The sequence below is a fragment of the Limosilactobacillus caviae genome (assembly GCF_014635905.1).
GTDB classification, from domain to species: domain Bacteria; phylum Bacillota; class Bacilli; order Lactobacillales; family Lactobacillaceae; genus Limosilactobacillus; species Limosilactobacillus caviae.
This window is the reverse complement of record NZ_BMDS01000004.1, coordinates 224,594-241,387: the sequence shown is the minus strand read 5'-3', so window position 1 is coordinate 241,387 and position 16,794 is coordinate 224,594. Positions and strand designations below refer to the sequence as shown.

General features: G+C 31.5%; 12 protein-coding genes. All 12 read right to left on the bottom strand.

Annotation, left to right across the window (positions count from 1 at the left end):
* Window positions 1-69 (bottom strand): KxYKxGKxW signal peptide domain-containing protein (locus tag IEU90_RS11520; protein ID WP_371868201.1); only part of this gene is annotated, 69 nt, incomplete at its 3' end.
* A 194-nt stretch (window positions 70-263) separates the two neighbouring features.
* Window positions 264-3,908 carry a CotH kinase family protein gene (locus IEU90_RS07275; RefSeq protein ID WP_188357928.1) on the bottom strand — a complete coding sequence of 1,215 codons (3,645 nt, stop codon included), beginning with the start codon at window positions 3,906-3,908 and terminating at the stop codon, window positions 264-266.
* 213 nt (window positions 3,909-4,121) lie between these two features.
* Entirely contained in the window at window positions 4,122-6,437 is a 2,316-nt protein-coding gene (locus tag IEU90_RS07270; RefSeq protein WP_188357927.1) for a glycoside hydrolase family 73 protein, read from the bottom strand.
* Window positions 6,438-6,552: 115 nt separating this feature from the next.
* Window positions 6,553-7,503: a glycosyltransferase family 2 protein gene (locus tag IEU90_RS07265; RefSeq protein ID WP_153710022.1), complete on the bottom strand. Its 951-nt coding sequence runs from the start codon at window positions 7,501-7,503 to the stop codon at window positions 6,553-6,555.
* The gene (locus IEU90_RS07260; RefSeq protein ID WP_188357926.1) at window positions 7,496-9,379 is read right to left on the bottom strand and encodes a DUF6020 family protein; all 1,884 of its coding nucleotides are present in this window, start codon (window positions 9,377-9,379) and stop codon (window positions 7,496-7,498) included. Before IEU90_RS07260 ends, IEU90_RS07265 begins: the two co-directional genes overlap by 8 nt.
* The gene (locus IEU90_RS07255) at window positions 9,376-11,388 is read right to left on the bottom strand and encodes a DUF6020 family protein (RefSeq protein WP_153710020.1); all 2,013 of its coding nucleotides are present in this window, start codon (window positions 11,386-11,388) and stop codon (window positions 9,376-9,378) included. The genes IEU90_RS07260 and IEU90_RS07255 overlap by 4 nt, the downstream gene beginning before the upstream one ends.
* A complete protein-coding gene (locus IEU90_RS07250; RefSeq protein WP_188357925.1) occupies window positions 11,364-12,113 on the bottom strand; it encodes a glycosyltransferase in 750 nt (249 codons plus the stop codon). Before IEU90_RS07250 ends, IEU90_RS07255 begins: the two co-directional genes overlap by 25 nt.
* The gene (locus IEU90_RS07245) at window positions 12,110-13,084 is read right to left on the bottom strand and encodes a glycosyltransferase family 2 protein (RefSeq protein WP_153710018.1); all 975 of its coding nucleotides are present in this window, start codon (window positions 13,082-13,084) and stop codon (window positions 12,110-12,112) included. Before IEU90_RS07245 ends, IEU90_RS07250 begins: the two co-directional genes overlap by 4 nt.
* Before the next feature lie 12 nt (window positions 13,085-13,096).
* Window positions 13,097-13,720 carry a YveK family protein gene (locus tag IEU90_RS07240; protein ID WP_153710017.1) on the bottom strand — a complete coding sequence of 208 codons (624 nt, stop codon included), beginning with the start codon at window positions 13,718-13,720 and terminating at the stop codon, window positions 13,097-13,099.
* On the bottom strand, window positions 13,689-14,894 hold the full coding sequence (locus IEU90_RS07235; RefSeq protein ID WP_188357924.1) for an ABC transporter permease family protein: 1,206 nt from the start codon (window positions 14,892-14,894) through the stop codon (window positions 13,689-13,691). The genes IEU90_RS07240 and IEU90_RS07235 overlap by 32 nt, the downstream gene beginning before the upstream one ends.
* A gap of 16 nt (window positions 14,895-14,910) precedes the next feature.
* Window positions 14,911-15,861, bottom strand: a complete 951-nt coding sequence (locus tag IEU90_RS07230) for a glycosyltransferase family 2 protein (protein WP_153710016.1) — start codon at window positions 15,859-15,861, stop codon at window positions 14,911-14,913.
* Window positions 15,862-15,878: 17 nt separating this feature from the next.
* Window positions 15,879-16,793, bottom strand: coding sequence for a glycosyltransferase (locus IEU90_RS07225; RefSeq protein ID WP_153710015.1), 915 nt, complete (start codon window positions 16,791-16,793; stop codon window positions 15,879-15,881).
* Window position 16,794: the final 1 nt, after the last annotated feature.

The following is a 16,794-nucleotide window of genomic DNA, read 5'->3' as shown; positions in this document are numbered from 1 at the left end:
AGTTGCAACTGCAGCTGTTACCCATTGTTTGCCACTTTTATACAGTTTAAAGTGCTTCTTTATTTCCAAAATATTTCCTCCTCAAGAATTTAGAGATAGAGTACTAAAAACATTATTCAAAGAGTATTTTAATCTGGTATCAATCGTTTATCAACCATAAATTCATAAAAAAGTCATAGTAAGTTCTAGATATATTAAAGTTATTTTCTTAGCAAATTAACTCCGAAAAATTAGACTTTTTAGAAAATAAAACATATAGCCCCCTAGATAATCTTGTTTTTCAACACTGGTGAATAATAATCGACATAACTGCTATTACCATCATCTGAAGAGGTAAAGCGGTGAATCAATTGAATATTTGAGTTTTCTAAGTCAATTGGAGAAGTTATCTCGCCAGAAAAGCCAGTGTTCTCACTGTTATAGATATATGGATATACCTGTTTAACATCAGCTCGGGTTAAGTTTTGTTCATTTGAATTTAATTTAACTCGGGCAACCTCACTGCCATTCTTTAATAAGATTATATACTGGAAGGGTTTATCAATTGTCCGATCGTCAATATGCCAACCAGCAAACGAAACTTTCTGACCATCAACCATTAACTGGTCGAACCAGCCAGCGTTAGTGGAATAGGCTGAACTCAACTGATCATAATAGTTACTATTACCATCATCTGAACCAGTAAATCTTAAAAGAACTTGTAGCGTATCACCCATTCGATCAGTATCAACTTTTACAACAGAGTCAAAGCCACTATGCAAGCTATTGCTAATGGTTGGATAAACATTGGCCACATCCGGTCGGTCAGTTAAACTTACCTTTTGTCGACCTATTTCTTGACCATTACTTAAAATAATTAAGTAGGCTTTTGGTGCAACCACAGAATAATCACTAGCCATCCAACCGGTTAAATGAAGCCCATCTTTAGTCATAAAGACATTATCAATGCTATATGCTTGTTGGTTTTGCTGAGGTAACGTAAACCAATAGTCAGTATACAAACCGCTATCACCATTACCAACACTAGCAGTTGAATACCTACTTACAAGTGAATAAGAATGTCCAGGAAGCAAATTTTCTTTTCCTAAGTTAACGTTAAAACCTGCCCAGTTAGCATTTTGAATATTAGAATATACTTGAGCTACATCTGAACGCATTGTATTACTGATCTTTTGAGATAAAATCTGCGTATTAGTTGTGTTATCAAATAAAATTAGATAATGGTTCTTTTCCAAGCTAGTCATATCCGCCGCGTGCCAACCACTAACCTGCAATTGTCCGTCACTAACATTAAAGCTATCTAAATACCCAATATTTTGTTGCTTGTTTGGCATTAATTTGACAGGATTAAACCATGAATCAACGTAATTGCCCTCACCATTCATATCATCACTATAACGACTAATAGCTTGCAAGTTGTGACTAAGGTCTAAACCATTTAAATCAAAATCAGCTGTAAAACCAGATAATAGTGAATTGCCAATATTTGGTAACACTTTTTGGACATCAGCTCGGACACTATTAAGAACCCGCTGACGACCGACTTCTCTTCCAGTTGTCTGATCAAAAAGAATAACAAAATGATATGGCTTAGTGAGTGCAAGGTTCGTCGCATGCCAACCGGTAACACGGAGAGTATTATCAGCAGATGTGTCAAAACCGTCTAATGCTGAGTTATTGCTTTGATCTAACTTAATACTTGGATTCCAATACTCAGCATAGTCACCTTCACCATTTATATCGTTACTATAACGGCTAATAACAACCAATTCATCGCTTGAGGTTGAAAGGTTATTAATATTTAGCGGAACTGTAACGTCAAAGCCTGAATATTCAGCATTGTATAAATCATATGCTTGTTTTACATCTGGACGATAAGCTGGCGTCGTTACCTGAACTCTACCTAGTTCTTTATTATTAGTCTTATCAAAAACGATAATATAATGATAAGGATGAGTAGCTACTTGATTTGTAACATGCCACCCTGCAACATGAATACTATTATTCATTAGCTGAACATTATCAAGCCAAGCCATATTTGTATTTTGAATTTTATCAAAACTATTACTTACATAATTAACTTTAATGATTGAGCTATCCATATTCGAATTAGCTTGAAGTGAATCAATTTTTGCAATTAACCGATTATTAACTAATGAAGAATAACCATTTATTACCGGAATAGGATATTCTGAGAAAATACTTTGATCCGTTGTCCACTGGCTAGCAGTAGTTAATTGGTCATTAGCAGTATTAAAATGACTAGCTCGTTTGAACGTTACAACCTGTTTTTCAGCTTTTTTATTTCCGTTCGGCTCATTCAATTCTATCGTCCGCGTAACTGATTTTGTTTCCGGTAACTCAATAACAGTATCAGGAGTGGAAATTCCCCATAGATTATCAACTGTCTTCAACCGTGAATTTATTTGCTTAAATAACTCTTGCTTGGGAAGGTAAGCTCGATGAGTAAATAATCCATCCATATTATATTGGTTCCATAGTTGATCATTAATTTGATAATTTTTCTCACCGATAATATCAAACCACTGATTAAATAAAGTAATTACGTTTCCTGTACTTAAAACACTTTGTCGTAATTCTTTATAGCGATTAATAATATCCTGGCGATGATGATTATAGATATTGATTAATAATTTATTGCCAGAATTATTCAAAGTTTGACTAAAGTCCGCTTTTTCATCAGTTGTACTACCATCCCACGAGTTAGCCCACGACATATCTAAATCATATGGCATTAACGCCCATTTACTGCCATCCTTACTAAGGTAGAAGATGTTTTTCCGTAATCCATCAGCATTATTAATCGCAAACGAAAATACTAAATAATCAATTGCAGATGGAATATCAATATATTGTTGTTCAAGACGTAAGTAATCATTTTCAGACGCATTAGCTACCTGATAAAGCTCATTAAAACGGTCAATTGTTGCTTGAGTAACTTTAGCTGGTGAAACATTAGAAAAAGCTGAGTCACTAATGAAGTTTTCTGCAGTTACAGGTTGCTGAAAACCGGTAACTGGACTATAACCCTCACCAGTAATTGCAATATCATTAGCTTTTTCATCATTCATTTTATAAAGCTTATCTTGATGATAAGTATTAAGACTATATAAGCCCATATTTAAACCATTAATGGTTAAGTTAATCGGAATCCCTGCTATTTGACCATAGTTAGGCATCTTTTTAACAATACTCTCTTTTAAATTGGAACGGCTATCTGTTATTTGCTTGAATAGCTTAGAATTAACAACATTATTGCTCTTATTTGGATCAGTAAAATTCGCTTTTAAATTAAAGGCATTTGTTTTAAACTCACTACATGGAATTTCTAATTTTAACTTTTTAGAAAGTGCTGAATCTTGATAGAGTTTTAGTCGGTAACCTTTTTTCGGCCAAGCTAATGTACTATTACCCTGATACTTGATCGTTCCCCACGCATTGACAGTCTGCCCGCTATTTAGATTAATCTGGGTATTGATTGTTTTTAGATTATCTTTTGAAATACCTGAAAGATCACCATTAATATTAATTGTACTAATATTATTAGCAGGGATTTGCTGAGTAGTATCTCCCACTTGATGAATTTGGCTATCAACCGTATATGATTGCAAATTGTTATTTTGATCATACGAAGCGACATTCCCACTACCGTTATCCGCAATCTTTGCCTGTGGAACAACTGTAACTTCTTGCTTCTCTGTATTATTATTTGAAGCTGCCTGCGGTACTACTACTTGTTGTGTTTGTGCTTGAGGCGTTGCAGTATCTGCCTTAATACTTTGAGTATCAGAAAATACTATCCCCGTAGTAACTCCCACTACAGTAATAGCTGCAATGCACCATTTCTTTCCATCCTTATACAATTTAAAGTGTTTTTTATTTTCCACTAAAATATCCTCCCTATTTAAAAGTAAGCCTTTTCATATTATAGCAAAACAAATAGCGGTATCCTAATATCGATAAAATACCACTATCTTTTTACATAGCTAACTCTTTAACAAACTTATATATGGAAATAACCATAGTTGATAAAGACTTTCAGGCATTAAAATAAGCAGCACTTGCTACTCCTCTGAACAAATACTGCTTAGCAATCTTTTTTAATATAAACGTTCTAGCTTAATAGCGTTAAACCAGAAATCGGTTCGGTTACCTTCTCCACTAGCAGCATCACTGTAGCGAGAGATTACTCGAATGTCATGGCCAACTAAGTTATTACTTAATCTGAAGCTTGCCTTAAATCCTGATTTTCCGGCATTGTAAATAGATGGATATGCTCGTTGCACATCGGGACGATCTATATTAGTCACCTGTTGACGGGCAATTTCACGATGAGTTGTCGCATCATAAAGAATTACAAAATGGTTCTTCTGATTGTAACTTTGATCTGCTGCTTGCCAACCAGATACAGTTACTTGACCATTATTAACAACAAAGCTATCAAGGAATCCTTGATTATTGCTTGGAACTGTTACTGGGTTAAACCAAACATCTGTCCGATTACCTTCACCACTAGTAGAATCACTGTAACGAGAAATTACTTGAATTTGGTGTCCAGCATAAGCAGCTTTATTGAAGTTAAAGGTAATGTCAAATCCTGATTGACCAGAATTAGCAATATTAGAGTAAGCACGTTGCACATCTGGACGAGCAACATTATTAACCCGTTGACGAGCAATTTCACGATGTGTTGTTGCATCGTAAAGAATTACAAAATGGTTTTGTTGCTTAACACTATTATCAGCTGCTTGCCAGCCACTTACATGAACTTGATTGTTAGAAAATTCAACCTTGTCTAAATATGATTGGTTAGCAGTAAAAGTCTTAGGCGCAAACCAGTAATCTACATAGCTTCCTTCACCATTTGATGAATTACTGTAACGAGAAATTACCTGGATATTATCACCAATCAAAGCAGGGCTAAGGTTTACTTGAAGGTTAAATCCTGACTTACCAGCATTATAAACGTTGTAAACTTTAGCAACATCATTCCGAATCGTTGAGTTCACTTCATAACGACCTAACTCACGGTTCTTACTTGCATCAAATAAAATAATAAAGTGATGGTTTCGTCCTGCTGATTGGTCAGTTGCGTGCCAACCACTAATATTAAGAGTATTAGTAGCAGCATTGACGTTAAAGTTGTCAAGGTAGGCAGCGTTAGTATTTAAGTTAACCGGATTAAACCAAATATCTTCACCGCCATTTGGTTCACCATTTGTATTCTTAGTATAACGAGAAACGACTTGGATTGACTTGCCAGCAAAATTTGCAGAGTTTGGTACAGTTAAGCTAAAACCACCCCAACCAGAAATCTTAGCATTAGGGTAAACATTTTGAACATCTTGGCGGTAGACACCATTTACTTCTTGACGGTATAACTCTCCTTTAGTATTGGCATCAAGCAAGATGATAAAATGGTGCATTCCCTGTTCATAATTACTTGAAGCATGCCAACCAGTAACTTGAAGATTATTACCTTGGACTGAAATATTATCAATATGACCATTGTTAACATTTTCGTTAAAGGCTTCTTGGTCCCAAGCAGTTAAATTATAGCGTTGAATTACTGAATTAAGAGTATTTGTATAAGCTGGATCAGTAGCATAACCATCTTGACGAATTAAACGAGTAACAGTTTGATAATCCTTTTGTCCAATCAAATTACTGTAACGGCTATTTTGCTTCAAGAAGCGACCGTGGTCTACGATACTTTCGTAATTTGACGGGTATGCACGAAAGGCATCATTAATACGTACATAACGGCCACCATAGTACTCATATGTTGGCATCGTTACTGATTGTCCGTTATATGATCCCTTAATACCAAATAAGTTATGACCCTGAGTTGCTAAACCTGATTGACCCCAACCACTTTCAATGATTGCTTGGGCACCAGTTAATGACGGTAATACCCCATATTGTTTCCAACCATCAACTGCGCCCTGATGAATACTTTCAAGGAATTGAACATTATGTGCAGAAAGTCCTGACGTATTAATGTTGCCGGTACCGCTAACATTAGTTGAAGACGTAGCATTTTGGGCATCAGCTTGAGTATTACTTACCTGAGTAGTCGATACATTAGGCTGACTATTAACTGTTGGTGCATTAGCAGCGCTTTGAGCAGCACTACTACTAATGTCAACTGCTCCTTTATTTGGATCCGTATTAGTAGTTGCTTGTTCAGCGGCATGAGTCTGAACAGCTTGAGAAGCCAACACAACATTAGTGCTTTGGTCACTAGTCTGTTGACCATTATTGGTTTGTGTAGTAGTTACAGAGGTATTAGCAGCAACATTACCATCTGCAGCCTGAGCATTTCCCTGGAAAAAGACTAGAGATGCCCCAAATGTAAAAATTACTGGTAATACAACACGAAACTGATTATTTTTTGAATTACTATCACTTGCCATAATATAAAATATACCTTCCCCTTTTATTTAATCGCTCTCTAGTGTACCACTTTTAAATTACAAAAAGATTACAAGTAAGTTTTAAGTGGGTTACTTGTAATCTTAAAATACTAGCTTATTTGATTTCTTTTTTTCTTTCAAAGTGAAGTTCTTGTAATCTAAACTCAAATTCACGACGCTCTTTTCGTTGAATAGAATCCAAAATTAATCCACTGTAAAAAGAAATTATTCCAGCAATTAAACAGAAGCCACATACCACTAGGGTCGGCATATTTGCAACCTTACCTGTTGCCTCATATGGTAGCCATACATTAGGGATAAAGAATCCTAATGATAAAATCACTAGCAGTAGTGCTAATAATCCGTAAAAATTAAACGGCTTATAATTCCTGTAAAGGGTGAAAATTAGTCGCAAGACCTTAAACCCATCCGAGAATGTATTTAACTTACTTTCGCTTCCTGCAGGTCGGTCACGATATTCAATAATATAATTTTTCACAGCAAGATTATTAACTGTCGCAAAAATGCTCATCTCGGTTTCAATTTCAAAACCACGAGAAAGAACTGGATATGATTTTACAAACTCAAAACTAAATGCACGATAGCCGGTCATAATATCCCGAATGTCATTCTTGAAGAAAAAGTTAATACTACCTCTAACAAGCTTATTACCGATCCCATGAAATGGACGTTTATTTTCCTCAAAATAGCTTGAACTCAAACGATCTCCAACAACCATATCGTACTTTTGATCCAAAATATATTTAGCCATTTTAGGAATATCTTCAGCAGGATAAGTATCATCGCCATCAATCATAATATAACATTCGGCGTCAACTTCACGAAACATCCGACGAATTACATTTCCTTTTCCTTGCATATACTCATGACGAACAATTGCCCCGGCTTTTTTTGCTAATTCTGCAGTACTATCTGTTGAATTATTATCATAAACATACACTACACTATTAGGCACATTTGCAATTGCCTTTTTACAATCCATTACAACTTTCTCAATAGTTTTTCCTTCATTATAACAAGGAATTAATACTGCTAATTTATCCATATTTCTTTTCTCCATTAGAATTATTTGTTATTCCTACAATAAATAAAATTGGAATAATTATCATAAGCGGGAAACAATATCTTAATGCACCATTTACAGGTCCCATCAGCATCACAATAAAGATCATTATAGATGGAAATACTATAATAAGGTATCTTTTTAGATTTTGCATTAACAGAAGAGTTGAAACAAAAATAAGAAGCCAATTCCAAAGCATAGGAATAAACAACAGGTTAAAAATAGGCAATACAATAATACTCCTCATAAAGAAGTTTCTCAAATAAAATTGAAAGTGATTTACTGAAGAAGTATATCCATCTATATGCTTTGTATATTCATATTTTGAAGCTCCCCCATTTAATGGTGGATCATTCCAAATCAGGCTAACATTAGTCGTTGGAAAATAATAGTTGTAATTGCCAACAAGAAAAGAGTCGAAAAACAGTAACTTATTCTTTAACAAGAGATTAAACCATATACTATATAATTCTTTTTTATCTTTTACTATGGGAACATTGTTAAATTGTTTCTCCCTACTATCAAATTCCCCTTTAAATCTCCATTGTGGAAATTTAATTGTGGACTTTACTGCATCATAATTATCTGCTGTATATATCCGCGACATTGCCTCAACATCTAAAAATTTAGATAACTGTTTTTTATTTTCATGCGAAAGACTTTTAGGATTTTCTTTTAATGCTAATGCTATCTGTTGCATTGGAACCTGCATTGATTCCATTGGTTCAGTTGGCAAGACTTTTAACATTGGTAAACCAAATCTATTAAAAATAAAAATCCCAATTAAAGCCCCAGTCAAAACTAGCTTTACATTGATAGAATTTTTCAAAAAAACAGATCCTATCAATGTAAATAGTACATAAAAAATTCCATCGTTTCTTGTAAGCCCAACCAAACATGCCGCTATAAATAATGCAAAAAGATGAACTTTGTTCCATGACTTGTAATCCATTTTTATAAAGTAAACTAATTCGGCATAAAAAAAACTAATTGCTCCTAAGAAATAACATGTTTTATCAACTGTATTTGCCCAAAACGAAAAAATTGGGAAAAATGCAAAAAAGAAAAAAAGGTATTTAGAATATCGCTTATCACAATATCTAGAAATTATATATAGCAAATAGCTAAATGAACTAATTAAATATATATTATTAAATATAATTACTAATGAAATAGCTTTATTAGTATTATGAAAAAGCTTTAATCCTATGTTGAATAGATTTCCCATAATAACAGTAGTTGTATAAGGATGATGGTTTGTCAAATAAAACTTTATCTCTCCAGAAGTTGCACTATAAAATTGGTTAATTTGATCCATTCCGTCCCAACCCCAAATTCCGGGATATAGTAATAAGAACATAGGTACCCAGCAAATGCATAGCCCAATAAAAAATAAGAACCAAATTTTTATTGGGCTAGAAAGTAATACTTCTTTTTTAAGACTAAGAACTATAAACTTTGAATATATCCAATACAGAAAATTATAAATTACAAAAAGAATAGTTAGATAAAAATATAGACTTAAAACAATATTTAATGGTGAGTTAAATATTAAATATATACTACCTGAATTACTTACCGCCAATCCTACAATTATAAAGGATGAATATATGCTAGCAATTACTAAATAAATAATTTTAGTGCTTACTTTCACAGAAGCCATTGAATGAAATAAAATTATACTAAATATACTAATAATAATTATTACTATTTCACTTACTAAACCGGTAACTTTGAAACGTTCAATTAAATATTCAATATTATTAGTATTTTCTATTAATTTAAAATTGATGCTTAAGCCAAAAATAATTACAATTGATTGAAAAATCCACCAGCCTTTTCCTTTTATCTTAATCATATAGAATCCTTCCTACTCTCTTTATTTTTAGTTTTTTTCCAGCAAAGAACTATTCCTAACACAATAAAAGTTGTAAAAAAGAATGGATACATGTATCTCTGGCTTCCATTCACTGGAGACAGCATAAAAATTGGCACTTGAAGTAATATAGGTAATATTGTTAATGCCTTTCCATACCTACCGGTTCCTAAAATAAGTAGAAAACATATAACTGAAATATTTATTAAGTAATTTCCATTCAATAAAAATGCAAAGGGTGGGATTTTAGAACAAACATTATAGATACCAGCAATTAATTTCCTCAGTCTCTGACAGTGCCTAGTATAATCAATTGTGTAGCTTTTAGAACCTATTGGTATTTCATGATGAACTTGTGCTACATTTAATGCATCAGCTGGAGTATTTACTGAAATATCTCCTTGCGTTGCTTGTAAATCCAGATATCCGTATCCTTGCCCCATGAATGCTTCAAACAAAGTCATAGGATGCTTTAACATTAATTGCAGCCATACTTTATTATAATTTTTTATATCATTAGCTGTTACAGTTCTATAACGATAACCTTCAACAAAATTTTTATTAAGATGTTGATTAAAGCTTCCATTTGGTTGTAAACCTATTTTTTTTCCACCTGATGATTTTACAGGGTCAGATAGTCCAGGTGTATACAAATTAGCCAGGTTTTTTCGTACAAAGACTTTATTTATTACTTTTTTCTGATAATCTGTCATGTCATTAGGATGATACTTTTGATATAGAGCAGTAGACTGAATCATTACCGATTTACCTTCTATCGGATCACCATTAGGTACATGTAATGCTTCAAAAATTGCTCCTTGAACAACTAAAAAGCCAATCAAAGAACCTAACATAGTGATAACTAATTTTTTTGTAAAATTCTTTCTCCAAAATAAAACAGGAACAAGAATTGCCATAAATGCAATTATATAAATGGCATATTTTTCTACTGCTAGTTGACCTAACAAACTTAGAAATAGGTAAATATTCCATCTTGACTCTTTAAATAATTTTGGTTGTTCTAAGGCATTTACAACTAAGAGAAATGACCAGGTTAGAAAAATACTATATAGAACATTTTTTCCTAAAAACATTCCTATCATTGGGAGCATTGGAAATAATGCGAAAAAAATACCAAAACAGCGTAAAAAAAGATTATTCATACCAAGTCTTGAGAATGTTACTAATGCATAAGTTAGTATAGCCACGAGTCCTATTATTTGAAATATAGAATTAATAAATACCCCAATTCCAGCATTATGAAATAAGCTTATTCCTAATTTAAAATTCATACCATAAAATAATGTTACTAAAAAATTATGCTGATTAGAAATAGTGAATGGATTATTAGGAACCATATACCAGGCAATAGGATAATCATCCCGAACCCAATTACCATGATTAAAAAATTCTAACAACTGATTAATTGTATCGGGATTTGTAGTTCCCGGATATAATATAATTATATATGGTAACCAGCATATCAAAATTATACAAAACCATTTTCTCCAGTTAATAGTAGAACCTTCAACAATGAACTTTTGCGCTTTTGTCCTATTAAAATAAGTTATTAAGAATTCTAATATTAAATAAAAAAATATAGTCCAAGTAATTACTACGACCAAAAATATAATTAAATATTTTTGATTATATAAATAATTAAATATGTTTCCCTTCCTAGCGATAGTACCATAACATGTACATAGTGCTAAAATTATACTGTAAAGCACTGAAAAAGACTTAAAAGCTAGACTAGTTTTATAATAGTTTCTTTTTAAATAAGCAATTAGTAATATTAAAATTATAAAGTAAATTAAATAGGTGAGAATATTTATAGCTAAAAAAGGTTGAAGATATTGTTTTAATTTTAAATACATGTCGGCTTTTGCGTCTGTATTCTTATCAATTGTGTTTAAATTAATCGACAGAAAAAGAGCCATCAACAATGCTTTAAAAATATTCCATATCATTTTTTTATACCCAGATTCCATTCCATCATCCTCTTCCAATGTTTAACCCAAGGTAAAATATTTTTTTTTAAATACCCATGAATATACCATTTAGTAATGGTAGTATTTATTGAATCAAAATATTGACCATACTTATTAACGATTATTTTACCGGTCTTAATATAGTTACTATCTTCAGATGCTCCTGCTGACTTATGCCATATTCTTGCAGGAATAACATAGTTTTTTTGTCCAATAATAATTGCTCTTAAGCATTGTTCTACGGCATAAAAATGCCATCCCTTTATAGTAGAAAACGGTATTTTATCATAAATGTCTCTTTTCATAATGAAAAAGCATTCATCGACCGTCTGAACATTTATTGGTCTTTTAATCCTTGTACCAAAAGCTTCTCTACTTTCTCCCTGAAAAATAGAAGTTACTATATAGCTTTTCTTTCCAGTAGGACAGCCTGCAACCCCAATTACTCCAAAATCGTTTAATTCATAAACTTTAGTAGCTATATCTCTTAAAGCAAAACTATCTAAAAAGTAAATATCTGGGTGTAAGAATAGAAGATACTCACCTTTACTTTGTAATATAGCTTGCCTATAAGCATCACGTGCGGAAGAATATTGATTATTTTCATTATTAATAGCAATTAATTCATAATCTATATCTTTTTGTTTCTTTAGATTTTTATTAAATGTCTGAAATATTTCCTTATTGTTTTCAATCGTTATTATTGAAAATACTTTATTTTTCAAAGTTGTTCACCATCTTTATTTAGGCTTTGAAACATCCTAAATTGATTTACAATCAAATAGCTAAAAAAAAGGTCTCCCTTCAACGTTTGTCTTCGTGGAGGACAAATACAAATAACTTTCATATTCCAAAATGGACTTTGGTGATTAACCAGACTCGCATATTCCTTCACATAACGTCTATCGCTACCTTGAATTTTTTCGTTATATACCTTCCAAAAGTCCCAAGCCATTCGAACAGTTTGCATTATCCTATCGCTAAATGGATGTTTAGTGGTTTTGTTATGCCATTTTGTTCCTGGCTTGTCACTTCCCACCAAATTACCTGGATGTTGCCGATAAAGCATTGTTGCCTGGTCTAGATACACAACTTTTCCAAAGCCAGCTGCAATTAGAGCAATCCACCAATCATGAAGATATATATTAACAAATCTTAATTTATTAAAGTCTACTAATGATTTTAACTTTGAGTTAATCATTACTGTACATCCCGTTACACAATTAGCAAATAAAAGTTCCTTAAAAGTTGACCATACTTTTTTTTCATTCATTAATAAATTTCCCTTCAAATTTGAATCAACAAGTGTCAAATTAGTATGGACGCAAATCGGTTTATTAACATTCACTTTCTCACTGGATTTCATTACATCTAATGTATTTGCAATTTTATCTTTTTTCCAGTAATCATCTTGATCTGCAAACATGTAATAGTCAGCTTCTATATTCTCTAATAATGTCATAAATGATTTAGCAACACCTTGATTTTCTATATGGTTCTGATTAAAAAATATAATTCGAGGATCCCTAGTCGTATATCTTTTAATAATATTAATAGTAGCATCAGTGGAACCATCATCTCGAATATAAAGTCGCCAATTAGAATAGGATTGTTTTTGAATTGATTCAATTTGTTCACTTAAATACTTTTGACCATTATAAGTCGACATTAAAATTGCAATCTTAGGAGTTGTCATTTTCCACCTCAGTTACATATGCTTCCAAGTTGTAATACTAAAAGAAAAAATCAGCCCAACCAATAGTCCTAACGAGGCTCCCATTACAATATATTTCTTTACTGATGGTGTCGTATTACTATTAATGTTTTTCTTATTTGCTCTTGTTAAAACTTTGACAGTATTATTATTTTGACTGTATTTTGGCAATATAAGTGTTGCTGCCTTGGCAACTGCGTTCGCAATTTCAACAGAATCTGTACTGTTTTCTGTCTTTACACTAAAATTAAGTATTAAAGAGTCAGGTGAAGAATTGACTTTTACAGCAGACATCATTTCCTCAACAGTTAATGATTTACGCATTTCTTTAGGTAAGTACTTCTTGGCTGTTAACATACTTTCTTGATTGCCTGCAATTTCTTCATATGTTTTCATCATTCCTTTTTCTGCTAAAAGTGCAGAATTTTTATAATCAGTATTGTTTAAATCTGCGTTTATCATTACAGTAGAGTCTGCAAAATAATTCGTCGTCTTTTTATTATTCGCGTATAAGCCACCTATTACAGCGCCTAAAATGGTTAAAATTCCAATTATTAGAATGTTTTTTGTTATAATTTTGCTCATACTACCCAATGTATAATTTCTTTGCTTCGTCATGGTTAAATCCCCCATTTACTTTCTTACTGACAATCGATAAAAATGATAATATGAATGGATCATACGTTATTTCTAACATATGTTGGTCTATTATACTGCTTAATACAACTAAAAATATGCATGCTGGTAGAATATAATCATGGTTAAAAGTTTCATGAATTGAAATAGATATCAAAATGATAAAAGCTATCATTCCTATAATTGTTCCATTTATTAATAGCATTCTTACAAATGATGAATCTATAAAAAAATAATTAAAGGGATTTTGCTGCATCATTTTTAATCCTTTTATTCCTCCCCAACCATGTTCTACTATTTTTTGACCAAATAAAGTTATTCCATAACTATTCAAACCTTGATGCCCATAGGTTAGTCGACCTGAAAAAAATTGATTAAGTTTAACCATGATAGGGCTACTAAAAGTAAAATTAACCGTTAATAAGATGAATGTATATGGAAGAATTATACTTAGATACCAAAAAGAAGATGCAATAAATTTTAAATACTGATTACTAGTAGCTTTTGCTCTTTTCGCAATAGTAATAGTTGGTACTATAAGTATAATTAATAGAGTATCAAGTCTAGTATTAGTAACTAAGTATGTGGATAAAGCAACCCCTATTATCAAAAGCCAACGTTGCAAATTCATTTTCTTATAATTTAAATAACAATACGCTAGGCATAAATAAAATATATATGCTGCTAAATCTGTAGGATAGTCTATTCCAAAACTATACCTGAAAATATTTTCTCGAAAGAAAACTAAATTACGAATAATACCTAACAAAGAATACAACATTGTCAACAAAATCAAACTAAAATTTATTCTAAAGTATTGTTGTATTATCCTTTTAAATTCTACGCCTTGCGCACCAAGAATAAAGCCAAATATTATCATAACTGTATTTATTTGTGTATTTCGCCACGATAATACCGCTAAGAAAATAATTATTATAATAGATAAATACTGTTTTATATTAAAACGATCAAAAACAAAAATTTTAATCATAAGTAGCCCAAAAGAAAAATAATTAATCCAATTCAGATGCTTTACATTAAAGTAAATCATAAAGGTCGTATTAATTATGAAAGAGGCAACAAGGCTTAATGACAAAGCTATGAAATATAATTGTTCGCCATATATTCGTTTGTTCTTTAATTTATTTAACGCCACTACTTTGTCCCCTCTCCTATTTCAAGAAAAATAAACGTGAGTAAAAGACTAAAATATACATATAAAACAGCTCCTTACTAAGATGCACTGATCTAGGTGGAAATTTAAGTATTACTTTTAAATTATTAAAGAAAGAACTTTTACTCGAAATCATTGCATAATTTTTCACGTATCCCTGTATATTAATATTTTTCAATTCCTTACCATATGACTTTTCAAGTTCTTCAGCAAAAAGAATTGTACTCTGCAATAACTTTTCATCCTTACTTTTATTAAACAATCTTTTTATAAGCACGCTAATATTTTTTGAAGTAGCGCCTATTTGGTTACCATAATGCTGCCGATATAAAATTGTTGGCTCATCCAAATAATGAATTTCACCAAAAATAGCACAAACCAACGCTAACCACCAATCATGAACATAGATATTATCATAGTTAAGTTGATCGAATTTAATTTTTTCTTTCAAAAAATTATTAAATAACATTGTGCATCCATATAAATTATTTGTAAAAAATAGCTTTGGAAAATCTTGCCAAGTTTTTGTTAATAGTAATTCATTTCCTTTTAAATTATCATCAACTATTTGAAGGTTTGTATATACGCATATTGGCTTTCGTTTATGATTATGCTGTTTTAGTAAAAGTATGCTTTTCTGTATTTTACTTTGTTTCCAATAATCATCTTGATCAGAAAACATATAGAAATTACTATCTACTTGTTCTAATAAATAGAAAAATGATCTTACTGAACCAATATTACCTAAGGTATCGTGAAGAATGCTTATTCTACTATCTTTTTTTGCATATGATTTAATAATTTCGACAGTTTCATCACTTGATCCATCATCTCTTATATACAGATGCCAATTACTATAGCTCTGATTAATAATAGATTGTAACTGATCTTTTAAATATCTTGCTCCATTATAAGTTGACATTAAAATTGCAACTGTATTTTCATTCATTATTTTCTCCAAATTAATTAGGGCATAAATAGTTTATTTTTTCCTTTTCTATTTTTCAAAGCATCTTTAAAAGCTTGATTATAAATATAAAATGCTTCTTTCCTTTGTCCTTTATATACTTTATTAAACAAAATTCTTATGCTTAATTTTATATAATATTGGTAAAAATAAAATCTTAGCCATTTCCAATTAGAATGTTTTTTCTTCATCAACATTGAATTTCTTAACTCATAGTAATTTTTCCATGTAATTACATTCTGTTTAGCAGGATCTTTTTTAGGCGTTTTATGAACAATAATCGCATTTGAAACATTAATGATTTTACTATATTTTCGGATACGTAAAGAATATTCCGTATCATCATAGTATATAAAATAGTCTTTTTCTGGCAAGCCGATTTTTTCAAGGATATCTCTACTAATTACACATCCCACAAATGATAGTAAATCAACTTCGAAATTTTGATGATATTCAGTAATTGGAATATCATCTTGTCGATACCACCGATCATCTAAGATTCTTCTTCGATGATCGATCTGAATAGTACCATCTTCGTATTGAACAGTTCCACTAAAGGCTTTTATATTTGGATGCGCTTGTTGATATTTAGAAATTAATTCAAAAAAAGTGAACTTATAAATAGCATCGTCATCAGATAAAGATAGAAAATCAAAATCTTTATATTTCATTGCTTCTTTAATTCCATAATAAAATCCCCCAGATCCCCCATAATTTTTCGGCATTTGAAGATACTTAATTCTAGGATTGTCTAGGAAGCCCAAAGTTTCAAGTAACTGTTTTGTACCGTCTGTTGAGTGATTATCAATAAGAATTATCCTTATTGGTTTCTCTGTTTGATTTAAAAGGGAGTTAACGGCCTCTATAAGCTTATTTTTTCTATTATACGTAACAATCACTGATTGATATTTCATA